This is a genomic window from Burkholderia sola (genome assembly GCF_905400185.1).
Taxonomy (GTDB): Bacteria; Pseudomonadota; Gammaproteobacteria; order Burkholderiales; family Burkholderiaceae; genus Burkholderia; species Burkholderia sola.
Genome location: NZ_FR989677.1, coordinates 376,560 through 394,624 on the forward strand (window position 1 = coordinate 376,560; position 18,065 = coordinate 394,624).

10 protein-coding genes are annotated in these 18,065 nt (G+C 66.0%); 5 read left to right on the forward strand and 5 right to left on the reverse strand.

Translation table 11 applies throughout. The features are described 5' to 3' along the window. Window positions 1-45 precede the first annotated feature (45 nt). The 4 genes from ccrA to KR541_RS31810 all read left to right on the forward strand — a co-directional run bounded on the left by ccrA (window position 46) and on the right by KR541_RS31810 (window position 6,704). A complete protein-coding gene (ccrA, locus tag KR541_RS31795) occupies window positions 46-1,323 on the forward strand; it encodes a crotonyl-CoA carboxylase/reductase (protein ID WP_050013527.1) in 1,278 nt (425 codons plus the stop codon). Window positions 1,324-1,355: 32 nt separating this feature from the next. Continuing rightward, a complete protein-coding gene (locus tag KR541_RS31800) occupies window positions 1,356-5,234 on the forward strand; it encodes a type I polyketide synthase (protein ID WP_216090053.1) in 3,879 nt (1,292 codons plus the stop codon). A gap of 81 nt (window positions 5,235-5,315) precedes the next feature. Next, window positions 5,316-5,645 (forward strand): acyl carrier protein, encoded by a 330-nt coding sequence (locus KR541_RS31805; RefSeq protein ID WP_050013525.1) that lies wholly within the window; start codon window positions 5,316-5,318, stop codon window positions 5,643-5,645. 66 nt (window positions 5,646-5,711) lie between these two features. Then, window positions 5,712-6,704, forward strand: coding sequence for a beta-ketoacyl-ACP synthase III (locus KR541_RS31810; protein WP_089490075.1), 993 nt, complete (start codon window positions 5,712-5,714; stop codon window positions 6,702-6,704). Between the two features lie 322 nt (window positions 6,705-7,026). On the opposite strand, the gene KR541_RS31815 is transcribed toward KR541_RS31810, so the two are convergent. Beyond that, entirely contained in the window at window positions 7,027-7,827 is an 801-nt protein-coding gene (locus KR541_RS31815) for an EAL domain-containing protein (RefSeq protein WP_209924239.1), read from the reverse strand. A 664-nt stretch (window positions 7,828-8,491) separates the two neighbouring features. Between KR541_RS31815 and KR541_RS31820 the strand changes: the two genes are divergently transcribed. Continuing rightward, the gene (locus tag KR541_RS31820) at window positions 8,492-10,630 is read left to right on the forward strand and encodes a sensor histidine kinase (RefSeq protein ID WP_252996703.1); all 2,139 of its coding nucleotides are present in this window, start codon (window positions 8,492-8,494) and stop codon (window positions 10,628-10,630) included. A 37-nt stretch (window positions 10,631-10,667) separates the two neighbouring features. On the opposite strand, the gene KR541_RS31825 is transcribed toward KR541_RS31820, so the two are convergent. From KR541_RS31825 to KR541_RS31840, 4 genes are all read right to left on the reverse strand, one after another. Then, the gene (locus tag KR541_RS31825; RefSeq protein WP_160300510.1) at window positions 10,668-11,477 is read right to left on the reverse strand and encodes a LabA-like NYN domain-containing protein; all 810 of its coding nucleotides are present in this window, start codon (window positions 11,475-11,477) and stop codon (window positions 10,668-10,670) included. 277 nt (window positions 11,478-11,754) lie between these two features. Continuing rightward, on the reverse strand, window positions 11,755-12,549 hold the full coding sequence (locus KR541_RS31830) for an OmpA family protein (protein ID WP_124630200.1): 795 nt from the start codon (window positions 12,547-12,549) through the stop codon (window positions 11,755-11,757). A 107-nt stretch (window positions 12,550-12,656) separates the two neighbouring features. Further along, entirely contained in the window at window positions 12,657-16,181 is a 3,525-nt protein-coding gene (locus tag KR541_RS31835; RefSeq protein ID WP_216090054.1) for a YadA-like family protein, read from the reverse strand. A gap of 996 nt (window positions 16,182-17,177) precedes the next feature. Continuing rightward, on the reverse strand, window positions 17,178-17,927 hold the full coding sequence (locus KR541_RS31840) for a response regulator transcription factor (protein ID WP_216090055.1): 750 nt from the start codon (window positions 17,925-17,927) through the stop codon (window positions 17,178-17,180). Window positions 17,928-18,065: the final 138 nt, after the last annotated feature.

The window sequence follows — 18,065 nt, forward strand, 5'->3', positions numbered from 1 at the left end:
CGCGAGTAAAACGCTTATCGGATCAACTCTTTCATGAATATTGTTATGGATACCAAAACGATAGATCTGGTTGTCGAAACGAGAAGGAACGCACCGGAACTGTTCGACATCGGCAGCGCGATTCCGCTGGGCGTCGTGCCGAAGAAAATGCACGCGTGGACGATTCGCCGTGAGAACCACGGGGAGCCGCAGCACGCATTCACGAACGAAATCGTCGACGTGCCGTCGCTCGGCCCGAACGACGTGCTGGTGCTCGTGATGGCGGCCGGCGTCAACTACAACGGCGTGTGGGCGGCGCTCGGCCAGCCGTTCTCGGTGCTGGACCTGCATGACGATCCGTATCACATCACCGGCTCGGATGCGGCGGGCATCGTATGGGCCGTCGGGTCGAACGTGAAGAAGTGGAAGGTGGGCGACGAGGTGGTCGCGCACTGCTCCCAGGTCGATGGCGACGACGAGGAATGCAACGGCGGCGATCCGATGCTGTCCCCGTCGCAACGCATCTGGGGTTACGAAACCTCGCATGGCTCGTTCGCGCAGTTCGCGCGCGTGCAGTCGACGCAGCTGATGCCGCGCCCGAAACACCTCACGTGGGCCGCCAGCGCCTGCTATACGCTCACGCTCGCGACTGCATACCGGATGCTGTTCGGTCACAAGCCGCACGTGCTTTCCGCGGGGCAATCGGTGCTCGTGTGGGGCGCGGCGGGCGGGCTCGGAACGATGGCGATCCAGCTCGCGGCGCTGGCAGGCGCACGCCCCGTCGCCGTGGTCTCCGATGCGTCGAAGGCCGAGTTCGTCAAGCGGCTCGGCGCGGTGGGCGTGATCAACCGTTCGGATTTTTCGTGCTGGGGCGCGCCGCCGCCCGTCGATGCGAAGGCCGAGTACGCGGCCTATGTCGATGAAGTCAAGAAGTTCGGAAAGGCGATCTGGGTTGCACTCGGCGAAAAGCGCGACGTCGACATGGTGTTCGAGCACCCGGGCCGCAATACGTTCGCCCCGTCCTGCTACGTCGTGAAACGTGGCGGCATGGTCGTGTTCTGCGCGGCGACGAGCGGCTACGACCTGACCTGCGATGCGCGCTACGTGTGGATGCGCCAGAAACGCATTCAGGGCAGCCACTTCGCGAACCTCAAGGAAGCGTCGCAGGCCAACCGGCTCGTGATGAGCGGCAAGATCGACCCGTGCCTGTCGGAAGTGTTTCCGTGGAGCCGCCTGCCGGACGCGCACGCGAAGATCCGCGAGAACCGGCACCTGCCCGGCAACATGGCCGTGCTCGTCCAGGCGAGCAGCAGCGACGATCTCGCCGCGGCGAGCGGCCACTAGGCCGGATGAACCCTTCCCGCCGAGAGGACGGTATGAACCAGTCAAACACGCAAGCGCAACGGGTCGCCATCATCGGCATGTCGTGCCGTTTTCCGGGCGGCGCGTCCTGTGCGTCGAGCTATTGGACGCTGCTGAATTCCGGGCGCACGGCGATCCGCGAAACGCCGCGCGAACGCTTCGATGTCGATGCGTTCTATTCGCCGGATACGGACGAGCCCGGCACCACGTATTCGCGCGTGGCCGGCTATGTCGACGATCCGTTCCGCTTCGACCGTAAGTTGTTCCGCACCTCGGCGGCCGAGGCGATGGAGATGGATCCGCAGCAGCGCTGGATGCTCGAACTCGCATGGGCGGCGCTCGAGAACGCGGGCATCGCGCCGGGCCGGCTGCGCGGCAGGAACGTCGGGGTCTTCATGACGATCGGCGAGGCCGACTATGGCCGGCGCACCGTCTGGTCCGGCGATCCATCGCGCATCACCACCTATTCGAAGCTCGGCAACCTGCGCGCGATGGCCCCCGGGCGCGTCGCGCACATACTGGGCTTGAGCGGGCCCGCGATCTTCGTCGATACGACCTGTTCGTCGTCGCTGGTCGCGATCCATCTCGCCGCGCAGAGCCTGCAGGGCGGCGAATGCGACGTCGCGATCGCCGGCGGCGTGAACCTGATCCTCGGGCCGGAGGAAACGATCGGCATCGCGCGGCTCCAGGCGATGTCCATCTCCGGGCAATGTCGTCCGTTCGACGCGAGCGCCGACGGTTATATTCGCGGCGAAGGCGGCGGCGTGATCGTGATGAAGCGGCATGACGACGCGCTCGCGCATGGCGACCGCATCGATGCGGTGCTGATCGGGTCGGCCGTCAACAGCGACGGAGCGAGCAACGGTCTCACCGCGCCGAACGGCGCGGCCCAGGAAGCCGTCATTCGCCGGGCGATGATGCGGGCGGGCGTTCGGCCGGAAGCGGTTGCGTACGTGGAAGCGCATGGTACGGGCACGGCGCTTGGCGATCCGATCGAGCTTTCCGCGCTGCGTAACGTCTATGCGCGTGCCGTCGCACGCGACAAGCCGATCCTCGTCGGCTCCGTGAAGTCGCAGCTCGGGCATCTGGAGGGCGCCGCGGGCATGGCCGGCTTCATCAAGGCGATGCTGATCCTGCGGCACCGGCACGTGCCCGCGCAGGTGAACTTCGAGACGCCGAACCCGCGGTTTCACTGGGAAGGCGCGCAGCTCGCCATTCCGCGCGAAGGCACGCCGCTCGGCGAAGGCGAGACGCTGGTCGGCGTGAGCGGTTTCGGCATCACCGGGACCAACGTCCACCTGATTCTGTCCGCGCCGGCGCTCGTATCGGACGCCGGTGCGCCGATCGAGCGCGAACGCGTATTGACGCTTTCCGGGCGCTCGCCGGACGCGCGGCGGCGTGTCGCGGCGGCATGGCGGGCGTGGCTTGCGGGCACGTCCGTCCCGCTGCGCGATGCGTGTCACACGTCGAACGTGCGGCGCGATCATTTCGATCATCGCGTCGCGCTGGTCGGCACGACGAAAGCGGATTTCATCGCCGCGCTCGACGCCTTCCTCGCGGACGATCCGTCCGGGAACTGGCATGCGGGCGAACCGCCGCGCAAGCCCCGCGTCGCGTTTCTCGTGCCCGGTCAGGGCGCATGGCAGCCGGGCGCCGGCGGGAATCTCTACCACGGCAACGGCCTGTTCCGCAAACACGCGGACGCGTGCCTGCGCCTGCTGGGCGGCGAGACGGCGCGCGACGTGCTCGATGCGATCGTCGGCCGCAGCGCGCAAGCGGTGCGTCATCATCCGGGGCAATTGGCCCACTTCGTCGTGTGCTATGCGCTCGCGCGTACCTGGATGGGACTCGGCGTACAGCCCGACCTGCTGATCGGGCATTCGCTCGGCGAGCACGTGGCCGCCGTGATCGGCGGCGTGATGTCGCTCGCCGACGGCCTCGCCGCCGTGGAGGCACGTGGCCGACTGTTCGACACCGCGACGCCGGCCGGCGCGATGCTCGCGGTGGCTGCCGCGGCCGACGAACTCTCCACGCGCTTCGCGTTCGGGACGGATCTGTTCATCGCCGGCATCAACGGGCCGGGGCAGACCGTCGTGAGCGGTACGCAGGAAGCGGTGGCGCGCGTGCACGACGCGATGGTCGCGGCGGGCAAACGCGTGTCGCTGCTGAAGACCTACGACACGCCGGGCCATTCGCCGATGCTGCGTTCGATGCGCGAAGCGTTCCGGCGTGCGCTCGAACCGCTGACGTTCGCGCCGCCGTCGATTCCGCTCGTCTCCACCCTCACGGGCGCCGTCGCGACCGATGCGATCGCCGGCGTCGAGCACTGGCTCGATCTCGTCGAACAGCCGGTGCGTTTTCATGATGCGTTGCTCGCGGCCTCGGACGGCAAGACGCTCTTCGTCGAAGTGGGACCCGGCGCGGCGCTGTCGAAGCTCGCGCGCGCCGCCGCGGGCGGCGAATGGCAATGCGCGATCGCGTCGCTCGCGGACGGCCCGGAAGGCGATGAGGAAACCGAAGCGACCGGCTTTGCCCATGGCTGCGCACGTCTTTACGGCGAAGGGCAGAAGATCGCATGGCACAAGCTGTACGGCAATGCGCCGCAGCCGGCCGAAGCGCCGGGTTACGCGTTCGACACCGAGCGTTTCGAGCTGCCGTTCCCCGATCTCGCCGAAGCGGGGCGCGGCCCGGTGCGCCAACGAAGCGGCGTCGCATCGAGCGAGGCGGCCCGGCCGCCGCATTCGAGTGCGGCCAATCGCGCCGACGCGGCACCGGCGGGCGCGGCGCAGATGGTCGCGACGCTGCGCACGATCGCGGCAGCGGTCGCCCCGGATACCGTCGTGCTCGACGACGGGCTTTCGCTCGTCGGCCAGGGGCTCGACTCGCTGGCGCTGACGGAGCTGCGGGTCCGCCTGCATCAACGGCTCGGCAAGATGCCGCCGATCGCCATGCTGGCGCGCGGCGCATCGCTCCAGACGCTGGCGGCGTGGTTCGCCGCGACGGACGGTGACGCGCCTGCTCGCGAAGTCCTCGCGACCGATCCGCGACGACCGGCCGGAGCGGGCGGTGACGCCGGCCTCGTCGTGACGCTGCGCGAGGGGGGCGGGCCGCTCGTGGCGCTCGTGCATCCGGTCGGTGGAAACGTGCTGTGTTATCAGGAACTGGCCGCCTCATGGCCGGGGGATCCGACGGTCGTCGCGATCCGTCATCCGTACGCGGACCAGGGCCATGCGCCAGCGTATCTTTCGATCGCGCAACTGGCGTCGCGCTATCGCGCGGCGCTGCTCGCGACGCACGGCAGGCAGCCCGATCTGCTCGGCGGCTGGTCGTTCGGCGGGATCGTCGCGCACGAAATGGCCGCGCAGTGGGAGTCGGAGGGCGAGAGCGCCCCGCCGTTGATGATCGTCGACAGCCCGCTCCACGACGGCGAATTCGCCACGCGGTTGCGCGCACTGGCCGCTGATCTTGCGCCGGACGACGGCGCGCAGGCAGTCGAGCGATGGCTGGCCGACCCGCGTTTCGATGCAATGCTCGACCAGGACTTCTATCTCGCCGACGTGCGCCGCCGGGCCCAGCCCGCGATGTTCGACCACATCGCGCGGCTGCATGCCGTGAGCGCGGTGGCGCTCGCACGCCATCACCCGCAACAGGTGCAAACGCGCATCGGATACGCGCTCGCTGCACGCGACAAGCGCGGGATGTCGAGCACGCTGGCAGAGCAGCAACTGGGCCGTCTCGGGCACGGCGGCGTCACGGTCAGCGTGTTCGATGACGACCACAACTCCATCGTGCGTGAACCTTCGGCGCGGCGCCTGGCGCACCTTTTCGGTGGACGCGATACCGATGAGCCGCATGCCGAGCCAGAACCGCTGATGCGCGCGACGCCCGCATAGACGCTCCCTTGCCGTTTTCCCCGGTGCGGCGTCGCCGCCGCGCCTTCATCGTTCTCAACCCGACTTCAAGGAATCGATGCCATGAGCGATCACATTCAAGCCGCCACCGTCAACGCGCCGACGGTCACCGCCGCAACCATTCTCGCGTGGATCCAGGAGTGGACCGAAGCGAACAATCTGCAGGTGCCGACCGATCTCGAACAGACCTTCGCCGACGCCGGTTTCGATTCGATGCATTCCGTCGAACTCGCGTTCTTCCTCGAAGAGCGGCTCAACATCAAGATCGACGATACCGTCCTTTACGACTATCCGACCTTCAATGCGCTGGCCGAGCATCTCGTCTCGCTGCAACGGCAGGACACGAGCGCTGCCGCCAGGCCGGGCGAAGACGCGAGCGTCGGAAGCTGGTAACGCCACGGCGCCGGTTCGAGATATCGGGCGGCCGGCGCGTCATCGACTTTGATCGGAGTACCGAAGATGGTGGAAATCAATCGCGCGGGCCACTGGACGTCGCGCGTCGTCGGCTGCGGTTCCGCGTTGCCCGAACACCGCATGACGAATCATGACATCGCGCTCAGGGTCGACACCACGGACGAGTGGATCACGCAGCGCACCGGCATCAAGGAGCGCAGGATCGCGGCGCCCGGCGAGAACACGTCCGATCTCGCGATCGGCGCGGCCCGCGCCGCACTGAGTCACGCCGGGATCGCCGCGACGGACGTCGATCTCATCGTGCTCGCGACCTGCACGCCGGACCGCACGATGCCCGCGACGGCCGTGCGTGTTCAGGAGGCGATCGGCATGCCGCGCGGCGCCGCGTTCGATGTGCAGGCCGTCTGTTCCGGTTTCGTTTTCGCGCTTTCGGTCGCCGACAACATGATCCGGCTCGGCCAGGCGCGCACAGCGCTGGTGATCGGCGCGGAAACGATGTCGCGTATCGTCGACTGGCAGGACCGCAACAGCTGCGTGCTGTTCGGCGACGGTGCGGGCGCGCTGGTGTTGCGCGGCGAACGGCGCGAAGGCGACAAGCCGCGCGGCGTGCTCTCCACGCATCTGCATTCGGACGGGCGGTACTGGGACAAGATTCACACGGACGGCGGGGTATCGTCGACGCAGAGCGCCGGCAAGATGCATCTGGAGGGCCGCGACGTATTCCTGCATGCGGTGGTCAATCTCGCCGACGCGTCGCAGGAAGCGCTGGAGGCGAATGGCCTGAGCCGGGACGACGTCGACTGGATCGTTCCGCATCAGGCGAACCAGCGCATCGTGCAAACCGTCGGCACGAAGTTGAATCTGCCGATGGAGAAGGTCGTGCTTACCGTCAGCAAACACGGCAACACGTCGGCGGCGTCGATTCCGCTCGCGCTCAGCGAAGCGGTATCCGACGGGCGCATCAAGGAGAACGACCTCGTCCTGACGCCCGCAATGGGCTCGGGCTTCACGTGGGGCTCGGCGTTGATTCGCTGGTGATTCACGCGCGACGCACCGGCGCGCGCCGGTGCGCGGCCGATCGGCGCCTTTCCCGAAATGTGGGCGCGCTGTGGAAATGCTCGCGAAAGTGACAAAAGTTCACTTTGAGCGCTCGGGCCGCCGTTCTATGCTGGCTGCATGTCGCACACGGCGGCGCGAACAAACAGCCCGATCGGAGCGTAGATGGCCGTCGATGTTCTGGATGAATCCCGGGATGCTGCGGCGTCCGGCATGCCGGCCCGGCGCATGACGCATGCAGCCGCGAGCCTGAAGCACGAATGGCGCCTACCCGTCGCCCATGGCGCGACCGGTGCACGCAGGGCTACGAGGGGATCCGCGCATGGTAATCGGTGATGAACGTCGCGACCGCCGCTTCGTGCAGCGGCTCGCCGAGGTAGAAGCCTTGGCCGTCGACGTCCGGCAGCGTGCCAGCCCACTCGAACTGCTCGGCGGTTTCGATGCCGGTCATCACGATATGCTTGCCATGACCTTGCGCGATCTGCACCAGGGTTTCAACGACCCGCATGGATTCGCTGTTCTGCAGGACATCGCGGATCAGCGAGCGATCGAACTTGACGATATCCACCGGCAACTGCTGCAACAGCGTCAGCGAATTGAAGCCTGCGCCGAAGTCGTCCAGCGCGACGCGCACGCCGATTGCCTGCGTCGCGTGGATGGCCTCCACGAGCCAGTCGAGCCGGGCAGGCGGAACGACATCGGTCAGCTCGATTTCGACGCGAGCCGGTTCGAGCGCGAGCGACGTCAGCAGCGCGGAAAGCTGCGCGGGAAAATCCGGGTGGCCCAGCTCCGACGGAGACAGATTGATCGCGAGCGACAACTCGCCGCGACCGGCTGCCTTCCACTGCGCGAGCAGGTGCGCCGCGCGCCGGGTGAGCAGGTCCGTGAAGCGGGTGGCCAGGCATGAATCCTCGATCAGGCTGATGAACGACGCCGGCTCCAGGATGCCGCGCGCCGGATGATGCCAGCGCATCAGACATTCGAACCCGGCCAGACGAATTCCCCGGAGTGCGAACTTGGGTTGCAGGAGGAAAAAGAACTCGTCCTGACGAAGTCCGCGTTCGGCATCGTCGAGCGGATCGGGGGACGCAAAGGGGGAATTCATGAATGTCCAGGTAAGCCGATTGAAGTGTCGGCCGCATGTCTCTGATTGATCGATTCTATTGAGCGGAACGCAAATTTTCAACTCGCGAAAAACAAACAAATGTAAATTCGTATATTTATTTGTATATCGGTTGTAGATTTATTTTGGAGGTTATTTCATGAAAATCGTATCCAGTTATTGTATTTCCATATTGGAAAATCCAAATCATTAATCATTTCGGTGATGTCGGTCTTGCGCCGCGGGTATGCCAGCCGCTGGAGGGTGCGAATCATCCGAATAAATGACGGAAATGGCATTGAGGCGGTAATTTTTTCTGGTGAGAAAGACGGGCTCGGATTCGAAATGAATGCAAGTGCAATTACAATAGATGCCTTACATTACTCATATAAAAATTGCAGTATAATTTCTACATCTTAAATTCCGGTTCATTGTGGCGGGCCGATCGGCCCGGTACGTCAGCGTGGGTATGCAGGGCGGGCGATCGGCAGGTGAAGGGGGGCCGACGCCTGCGGCGCCCGTCAACGCTGTCTGAAGTAGGTTGCGGTGTTTGATGCAGGCATTGCAGATGCCGATCAATGCGATATCGATGGAGCATCATCTGATCGACATGTTCGGAAGATTTTTGGGGCTGTGGCGGCGCCGTTCATGTGACGAGGGCAGACAGATGGCCGGGAACGTGTCCGCGCATTGTGCGACCGACTGGATACGCCTGACGTTTGCGCTGGTGCTGGTCTGCGCGGTGCTCACGGCGACAGAGGCGTTGCATCGTGTCGACCGCGCGTGGTTCGAGTTCGTTTCGCAGTCGGTTCGCCGCGGGCCCGTCAAGCCGCTGGCGATGATCGTGGTCGACGAACGCACGACCGCGCGTCTGGGCAACTGGCCGTTCAGCATCGAAACACGCGAACGGATGATGGAGCGGCTTGCCGGAAGTGGCGTCGCAGTCGTCAGTATCGACCTGACCGGTTTGCGGGACGCCGCGCGCACGCGCGCCGGGTGCCGGGCAGCCGGCGAGACGGCAAGCCACGGCACTGCACGCATGGAGGCGGGGACCGGCAACGTCGGCAATACCGGCCAAGCCTGCGCGCGCGATGCTGCATTTCGCTGGAATGGGCCTTGCGAGCGCTACTCGTACGTCAATGTGCTGGACGGCGCGGTGCCGTCGAGCCGGCTGAGCGGCCGCGCGGTCCTGATTCGCGCGGCGGTCGACCTCGGGCAGGGCCGGCCCGGCGTGTCGTCGGCCGGCACGCTGCCGAGCGGAGACTGGGCCGCGACAGCGAATGCATCGGCTGGGCTGGCCATGACGGCACCGCTTCACCAGACGGGTTTCGCATGGACGTTGCTGTTCAACGAGATCGTCGTCTGCGTGATCTGCGCGTTGCTCTACCGGTTCGGTCCCCGCGCCGGCCTCGCTGCGTCGTTCGCCGTCACAGGCGCGGTTGCAGCGATCGCGTATGTGATGTTCGCGGTCGGCGGCGAGGCGCTGCCGCCCGCCATCGGCATGCTGATGTGCGTGCTCGCCTGCCTGCTGGTGTTCTGGCGGCGTACCGAAGTGTCGTTGCGCTTCATCGGCCTCCTGGGCGACCGGATGGCGGCCGATCCGTCGCAGCATGCGGAATCGGCGAACACCGCGCCGTACATCGACCCGGTTCGGCGGCAACTGGAGAGGACTGCGAATCTGGATGCGCAGGTACGTCGCTATCGTGCGCTGATCGACGCATGGGTCGACAGTCTTCCGGAAGCGACGTTGATTGCGTCGGCTGCCGGCGTGGTGCTGCTGGCGAACCAGCGGATTGCCGCGTGGTGCGCGGAGCCCGACGAGCATCCTGGGGCTGGGCGGGCACCGGTGGGGCGTCCGGTTTCGGACGTGCTGTTTCAAATCACCGCTTCGCATCGGGCGAATGAATTCGCCGCGCAGGCGTTGACGTCGCTCGATCACTGGTCTGACGGCGACGCGCTGTCGGCCCAGACGAAATCCCAACTCGATCAGGGGATCGAGATCGCCAATGCCCGGTGCGGTCGTTCGCTGCTGATCAAGTGCGCGCCGATCCGCCCGTCCGTCTACGGCGAGCGTGCGCTGGTCTTTCATGTCGCGGACGTCTCGTCCGTCCGGATGGCCGAGCGGCAGCGGGACATGGCGCTGCGATTCCTGTCGCATGACATGCGGTCTCCGCAGGCGTCGATTCTCGCGCTCGTTTCGCAGATTCAGCGGGAGCCGTCGCGGTACACGCCGCAGCGCTTCGCCGAACTGGTATCACAGTATGCGACGCGCGCACTCAGCCTGTCCGACGATTTTCTCTTTCTTGCCCGGGCCGAGAATCTGCCGCCGAAGCTGGCCGCGGTCGATCCCGCGCTGGTGCTCGGCGATGCCGTCGACGATCTGCTGCCGCAGGCGAGTGCGAAATCGACGACCGTCAATCTCACGGCGGAGCCGGGGCTGAGTACGATCGCCGACGTGCAATTGCTGCGGCGGGCGTTCGTCAATCTGATCGGCAACGCGATCAAGTTCGGTCGCGAAGCCTCCACGGTCGACGTGGAACTGTCGGCCACGGACCGGCACGTGAAGATCGCCGTGACCGATTACGGCGCCGGCATATCCGAGCGCGATCAGGAAAAGCTGTTTCGCGAATTCACGCAACTGGACGGCGGCGCGTCGATGTCCGGGCATGGTCTGGGCCTGGCGTTCGTCAAGACGGTCGTCGATTCGCTCGGCGGAAAGCTGCAGGTCCGCTCGAAGCTCGGCGAAGGGACGACCTTCCTCATGTTGCTGTCGAAGCACGATCACGACGCGGCGCTGGGGCACTGATGCGCCGCTGATTCGGCCGCCGCCGACCGATCGCCGGCTATGCAGCGGACACGACCTGGATCCGGCGCGCTTCCGGCGCGCCCGCGTGTTTCGCGGGCGTTGCGAGATCGAATTCGAGGATCGTGCTGCGGGACGGCAGCCGGGCGAGGATCGACGGATCCTGAAAACTGCTGCCGCGAAAGTAGGCAGGGCTGGTCTCGGCTGCCGCAAGCAGCGGCGTATCGGGCAACGCGGCCCAGAACGCGATGAAGCCGTATCCGTCTTCCGGCTCGAACCGGTTGCAGACGCCGCGCACGCGTGAGCCGACCTGGCCCCAGGCTGGCGAGCCGGCGGCCGCATCGCGGACCGGCAGCAGGCCCGGTACCAGATAGCCGCTGATGAACTGGTCGGCCGCATCGCGCAACTCGAGCGGCACGTTGTCGAAACCGAGGACTTCGACCCGGCATCCCTTCTTCTGCAGCGCTCGCACGACTTCGACGAAATCGCCGTCGCTGGTGGCGACGAGCACGGTGTCGAGCCGGTCCGATTCGGATAGCGCGTCGATGGCCATGCCGAGATCCGAATTGGATTTGACGGTTTCGGTGCCGTCCTCGTCGGCGAAGTGCCTGAGCGGCTTGACCGTGACGCGGAATCCCTTGTCGCGCAGCGCCGCCTGATAACCCTTGATCCGCGCATCGTAATCGGCGGAGCGCGCGGCGCGGCGCGCGTCGAAACTCAGATACGCATGCAGCCGCTGAATCGTGGCGCCGGCTCGACCGGCGAGCGCGCGCAGCACGTCGTATCGCATCAGGTGGCCGCCATTCGCGTCCATGCTGCTTCCATCCACGTACACCCCGACCCTTCTCATCGTCGTCATCCGGATTGCTGGTAGCTCGTCGCTCAGGTGTTCGAATCAAGTGCCGTCGTGCCGCGTCGCGTGCTTTTTGCACGGGTACGCGGTGGGCGGGCGCACGACCGTGCCGGTCCGGCGCCGATGTGGCGGGAAACGGAATGCCGCGCGCGATGCCGGGGAGCACGACGCGCGCGTTGCCGGCCGCCGGCGCGCGATGCAGGTTGCCGGTTGGTCAACGGTGGCGCCCGCCACGCGGGTGAAACGTGAATGACGCCGCCCGCGTCGCGGCCCGTCAGTCGCGGCCGCTGACCGCGATCGTGACCCGGCGATCGGGTTGCAGGCACGCGATCACGGCGCGGCTCTGGCCGGGTGGGCAATGCGTGACGGGCTCGCGCGATCCTACGCCGTCCGCCTCGATGGCGTTGCCGTCCAGGCCATGCGCGATCAGATAACGGCGAACTGTTTGGGCCCGTGCACGCGACAGCGGGTCGTTCACCGCGGGGGTACCGATCCGGTCGGTGTGCCCGACCACGACGATCCGCGTAATCGCCTTGTGGCGCTTGATCCGCTCGACCGCATCGTCGAGCTGCGCCTGGCCGCCGGGCTGCATCGATTCGAGGCTCGATTGGCCGAACGCGAACAGTGCATCGCTCTGCAGCGTGAATTGCTCGATCGGCGCGGCCGGCGGTTCTGCCGCGGCCACCGGTGCGGCGGATGGCGTGCGCACGAAGTCCGCGCACGCGGGGTCGCGCCAGTAGGTGTTGCTCACCTTCATGTGCTCGTCGTAGCGCACCTGGTACTGGCACGAGACGACTTCGTTGCCGCGGCGGAAGTCGAACAGGTAGTTCCACGTGTGGCTGCCGACGAACCACTCGTTGAAGTGAGGAGGGCCGAGCAGATCGAACATCTGGTCCTTGTTCAGGCCGGGCCCGACGTTACGCAGGTTCGCCGCGTTCACGAACGTGCCACCCTTCGGGCTGGCGGATTGCGGATCCGGGAAGCGGGGCGGCCCGTCGGCCGCACAACCTGCCAGGGATGCAACGGAAAGCACACTGACGGACAGCGCAAGTGCCCATTGGATTTTCATGATCAGTCTCTCATCGTATAAGGAGCCGCGTATCAGGCGCTGCGGCAACGATCGATCGTTACGCGCAGCCGCCGCCTATCGCTGCAGTGCAGCCGTTTATTCCGCCATCACCACTGATAACCCGCGCCGATCACGGCGCCGTAGTCGTTGCGCGTGTTGGTCGTGATGGCGGCCTTATAGATCCAGTGATTGTTTTCGGAGATCGTCGAGATGCCGATCGCCTGTCCCGACTGGCTGCGATAGACGCTGCCGGCGATCGCGACCATGCTTTTGCCGGGGCCGGACGGTTGCGGCAGGCCCGCGACGGCCATCGCACTCGCGGTGCCGCCGTCCGCGTCGCGTCGCAGCGACTGGATCTTCGCGTCGGTGTACGCGTTCGCGTTGCCGACCGCGGCATTCAGTTGCTGGACATTGACGCCATCGGTGGGGGCGGTGCCGGCGGCGACGTTCGTGAGCTGCCGCGTCGAAGTCGCCGTGCCGATCGACACGACGTTGTTGCGCCCGCCGTCGTTGCTGCCGGAGCCGATGGCCACGGAGCCGTTGCCGGACGACGTCGAACCCGCGCCGATCGTCGTCGAGCCGGTGCCCGATGCGGTCGAGCCGTTGCCGACCGCCGTGCTGTTCGAACCGGACGCGACCGCGCCGTTGCCGCCTGCCGACGAGTTCGAGCCCGTCGATGCCGGCGGGGTCGACGAACCCGGCGTCGACGGGAAGCCGCCGGTACCGCCGGTATTGCTGAGGTTCTGGATCAACGTCGTCAGGTTCTGGTTGACCGCGTCGAGCTGGCTGACGTTGACCGCGTCGGTCCCGGCCGACCCGGCTGCGAGACCGGTGATCTTGCGGTTGCCGACGTTGATTTCGCCGGCCGACGACTGTGGGCTGCTCAAGCCGTATGCAATGTAGTTGGACTGCGCGCCCACCGTCGTGACGGAGCCGGCGCCGAGCGCGATGCTGTTCGCGAAGCTCGCGCTGGCGCCCGAGCCCAGAGCGATGGCGTCGGCTGCGCTGCTGTTCGCGCCTGAGCCGATCGCGATACCGCCGGACGTGCTGGCAACCGCGTTCGCGCCTTGCGCGATCGATTGCGGCCCGGTCGCGTTCGCGCCGCTGCCCAGCGCGATGGCATCGGCCTGCCCGGCGTTCGCGGCCTGGCCGATGGCCACGCCGCCGGGCGCCGTTTGCTGGACGATCGCACCGTTGCCGATCCCGACGCCGTTGTCTCCGTTGACGACGGTGGTCGGCCCCACCGCGATCGACTCGGCGCCTACCGCGAGCGAATCGGCGGCGGTCGAGTTGGCATGGAAGTACATCGTCGGCGTGACGGCGAACGATTGCAGCGCACCGGTCAACTGCCGGACCGTGACCGCATCGTGCGCGTCGGTCCCGTCGGCGACGTTGATCAGTTGGCGGTACGTGTTGCCCGACGCGCTGCCGAACGACACGGCGCCCAGCAGCGTCGCGTCGGACGTGTTGAATGGGACGGTGTGGCTGCCGGCCGGAATCGTGCCGCTGCCGGCCGCGATGGCGCGATCCGATACGGCGCCCGAGCCGATCGCGACGCCGCCGGCTATCGAAACGGCCGTCTGCGCGCCGAGCGCCACGCCGTTCGCCGCGCTCGACTGCGCGCCGGTGCCGGCTGCCAGGCTGCTGGCTGCGCTCGCGACTGCCTGAGGGCCGACGGCGATGCTGTCCGTCCCGGTCGCCTGACTGTCGGCCAGCGTCGAGTTCGCGTGGAAGTACTTGATGCCTGCGCCATTGTTGATGTTCGATATCGCGGTCGTGTTCGCCGTTACTTGCTGGTTGGTCGCGAACAACTGCGAACCGTTGACCGCGTCGGTGCTGGCGCCGCTCAATTGGCCGGCCGCGACGTTCTGGATCTGGCGCTCCGCGCCCGGCGCGCCGACGCTCACGACACCGGCCGGTGCCGCGCCCGCGAAGTTGTAGGTCACGCCGCCGATGACGGCGCTCGAAGTCGGCGTGGCGGCGACGGTCGACGAATTCGCGCCGAGCGCGACGCTGTTGGCCACGCTCGCGATCGCGCCCGTGCCGATCGCGACGCCGCCGGTTGCGGCGGCCTGGACGTTGGCCGAATCGCCGATCGCGATCGCGCCCGCGACATTGGCCTGCGATGCGTTGCCGAGCGCGACGGAGCCCTGCCCGGTCGCGACGTTCGTATTGCCCAGCGCGATCGCGCCATTGCCGTTCGCGGTGTTGTTGGCGCCTACGGCTACCGCGCCGTTGCCGGTGGCCGTGTTCGGATCGCCGATCGCCACCGCGCCGTTACCGTTCGCGGTCTGCCCTTCGCCGAGTGCGACCGCACCGGTGCCGCCGGTTACCTGCGAGTTGTGACCGCCGGCAATGGAACCCGCGCCTGCGGCCGCGGCCACCGTGCTGGTGTCGCCGAACGCGACGGTAGAACCGGCCAGCGCTTGCGAGCCGGTGCCGATCGCGACGCCGCCGTATGCCGATACCCCGGCATTCACGCCAAGGGCCACCGAGTTGTCGCCGCCTGCGGTCGCGCCGGCGCCCAGCGCGACGCCGGAAATGCCGGAAGCCGTCGCCAGGTTGCCGAGCGCAATGCCGAACAGGGTGGACGCCGTGGCCGTGTTGCCGATCGCGATCGAACTCGTGCCGCTCGCCGTCGCCTGGCTGCCGAACGCCTGTGCGTAGGTGTTGCTCGCGAGCGCGTTGTAGCCGATGGATACGGCCTGGGCGCCCGTCGCCTGCGTGCCGGAACCGGGCACGCCCGCTGTGCCGCCCGGGCCGAGCGCGACCGCGTTGACGCCCGACGCGCCGCTGTTGACGCCGATCGCGACGCCGGACGCGCCGCTGACCGACGCGCCGGAACCCAGCGCGAGGCCGGCGTCGGCGGTGTTGGTGGTGATCGATTCGAAGCCCGCGGCGATCGAGTAGCTACCGGCCGCGGTCGCCAGCGTCCCGAGCGCGGTCGAGTGGTCGCCCGATGCGGTACCGCCGGCGCCGAGCGTCGTCGCGGAATTGTTGGAGGCAACCGACGCGTTGCCGAGGGAAACCGACGACGTGCCGGACGCGGTTGCATTCAGTCCGGCGGCCAAGGCATTGTCGGCGGTCGAACGGGCGCCCGCACCTAACGCCGTGCTGCCGACACCGGACGCCGTCGAGAAATCGCCCAGTGCACTGGCGTTTTCCGCAGTCGCGGCTGACCAGATACCGATCGCGGAAGCGTTGGTGCCGGTCGCCAGCGCCTGTTGTCCCAATGCGCTCGAACCGATGCCGCTCGCCGTGCTATTGCTGCCGATGGCTGTCGAGCTGCTGTTGGTTGCCGTCGCGGCTTGACCGAATGCGCTGGTTCCCGGGCCCGATGCGACCGTGTTGGGGCCGACCGCCGTTGCTGCGGTTCCGGTGGCGCTCGCGCCCGGTCCGGCCTGATACTGCGCAATGGCCTGCTCGGGTAGGGTGGCTGCGCCGAGCAACACTGACATGATTGCTGCTGCGCATCGCGTGCCGCGCAGGTTCGGTCGACCTGGCGCACAGCGCTCGTCAACGGCGCCCGACGACGATCCCGGTTTTCCTTTTCCGCCGCCCGTATCGATTTCCGACACGGCGACGAGTGCCCCGCGCGCCTTGCTCCATATGACCTTGTGCACTCTGTTCATCGTGACAACCCCTATAAAATAAGAAGATCTATCAGGCTTGATTTGGTAGTGGTGCTAAATGTGTTGTGAAAATAAAATTCACGGTATGCGCGTCTGATCCATATTTATTGCGGGAATGAAATGAGCATGTGCGACCACGAGAATGTGTCGGGCCGGGCACGAGTCGGGGCGGGGCGGATCCGGCGCGTCGCCGGGCCGGGCAAGTCGATCGCGTGACGACGACACGCGTCCGCGTCGATCATGGATCGCTTCATGAGATTTTCCATTTCTATATCTCGGCGTGAGAAGTGCTTGCTCGGCGGCAGGCCGCCGTTACTGTAATAGGGGAAGCAGAACAATCTGAGAATTCAATGCTCGATCTCGATTCTTGAAGCGAGAAAATCAGGTTTTTTTAATGGCGTCGCCAGTACGATCCAGCATGGAATTTTTTTAATCGAAGATCATCGATTTATGGGTAACGGGGCGATGATCGGATAAATGATATAAGCGTATTTAATTGCATGATCCTTGTGATGCTAGATATTAGGAGAGGACCTTCGAATCAAAAAGAAAACATTTGTCACGTTTTGAAGGATTGTTAACGTGTGACGACGCTGCCTCATTGCGATGGATTGCATGGGATCGCACGTAGATGGCACGGCCGATCTGCCGCGGACCCGAATCGGTGTAAAAACGTCGAAAGGCGTCGGGGAGCCGGTTGCCAGCCGGTGTTCCGAATGAATAGGAATGCGAAGTGAATGCGGGGCGATTCTTGCGTCGGCGAGCGGCGCACCGGAATCGGTGGCGTCGGTCAGCGGATACCAGGTTCCGGGCGCACGCTACTCGTCGTGGCGCGTGAATGCACGATCAGCATCGGCAATGCCGTTGCGGCGTCGCCACGCGATTGCCAACGCTTCGGAAGCCAGCTCTGTCGCGTAACGAAGCGCCTGCGCATGACGTCGGAGCATGCCGGGAGCCGCGCCTCCTGCCGGAGGCGCCACCCACATGCAACGACACTCACACGCGGCTTTCCAGCAGCATGCCCGCGTCGCGGCGAACGTCGGCGGAAGCTTCGGTGGAAGGCTTGATCTGATCCAGTCGATAACCGAGCGTATAAATTGCGGAAAGGCGCAGGCCATTCTCGATCCCGAGCTTCAGTTTTTGCCGAATCCTGTAGATGTGGGTATCGAGCGAACGCGACTCTGTTCCCAGTTCGCGCCCCCACGCCGTGGTTGCCAGCAACTCGCGCGACATGATCTTGCCGAGATTCTGAAACAGGCACGCGACGAGCTGAAATTCCTTGGTCGTCAATTCGATCTTGGCATCGCGAAGCCGGACCGCGCGCTCCACCGGGTCCAGCACGTACGCGCCCGCCCGGATCGGCTCGTCGCGCTTCACGTTGCGCGCGACGCGGCGCAACAGCGCGTTGACCCGCGCGGCGAGCTCTTCGGCGCGGAACGGTTTGCTCAGATAGTCGTCGGCGCCGGCCTCCAGCGCCCTGACGACATCGAGTTCCTCGACGCGGCTGGTGAGGAACAGCACGCCGTATTCGACATCCGCACGCGTACGGATCCAGTTCAGGACTTCGATGCCGGTCAGGCTGGGCAAGTGCCAATCGAGCACGACGGCGTCGACGGATTCGGATCGCAGGTAGCGCAGCGCCTGCTCTCCATCGACGACGACCTTGATCGTGTGGCAATAAGGGGAAAGTGCGCTTTGCACTTCCTCCGCCTGAACGGGATCGTCCTCCACAACCAATATGCGCATGCGTGCCCCCGGGTATCGTGATCGGCCTGCCCGACTGAAACGACAAACATGGCTGTGCGAGCAGGCAAACGTTTGCTTTTTGATGCGATTGAAACAAACGGTTAAGGAATATAAGTCATCGGTAATGAACAAGATTGT

Bases quoted from the DNA above. Each gene is read 5' to 3' on its own strand.
- ccrA (WP_050013527.1), top strand. From the start codon at position 46: ATGGATACCAAAACGATAGATCTGGTTGTCGAAACGAGAAGGAACGCA.
- KR541_RS31800 (WP_216090053.1), top strand. From the start codon at position 1,356: ATGAACCAGTCAAACACGCAAGCGCAACGGGTCGCCATCATCGGCATG.
- KR541_RS31805 (WP_050013525.1), top strand. From the start codon at position 5,316: ATGAGCGATCACATTCAAGCCGCCACCGTCAACGCGCCGACGGTCACC.
- KR541_RS31810 (WP_089490075.1), top strand. From the start codon at position 5,712: ATGGTGGAAATCAATCGCGCGGGCCACTGGACGTCGCGCGTCGTCGGC.
- KR541_RS31815 (WP_209924239.1), bottom strand. From the start codon at position 7,827: ATGAATTCCCCCTTTGCGTCCCCCGATCCGCTCGACGATGCCGAACGC.
- KR541_RS31820 (WP_252996703.1), top strand. From the start codon at position 8,492: ATGGCCGGGAACGTGTCCGCGCATTGTGCGACCGACTGGATACGCCTG.
- KR541_RS31825 (WP_160300510.1), bottom strand. From the start codon at position 11,477: ATGAGAAGGGTCGGGGTGTACGTGGATGGAAGCAGCATGGACGCGAAT.
- KR541_RS31830 (WP_124630200.1), bottom strand. From the start codon at position 12,549: ATGAAAATCCAATGGGCACTTGCGCTGTCCGTCAGTGTGCTTTCCGTT.
- KR541_RS31835 (WP_216090054.1), bottom strand. From the start codon at position 16,181: ATGAACAGAGTGCACAAGGTCATATGGAGCAAGGCGCGCGGGGCACTC.
- KR541_RS31840 (WP_216090055.1), bottom strand. From the start codon at position 17,927: ATGCGCATATTGGTTGTGGAGGACGATCCCGTTCAGGCGGAGGAAGTG.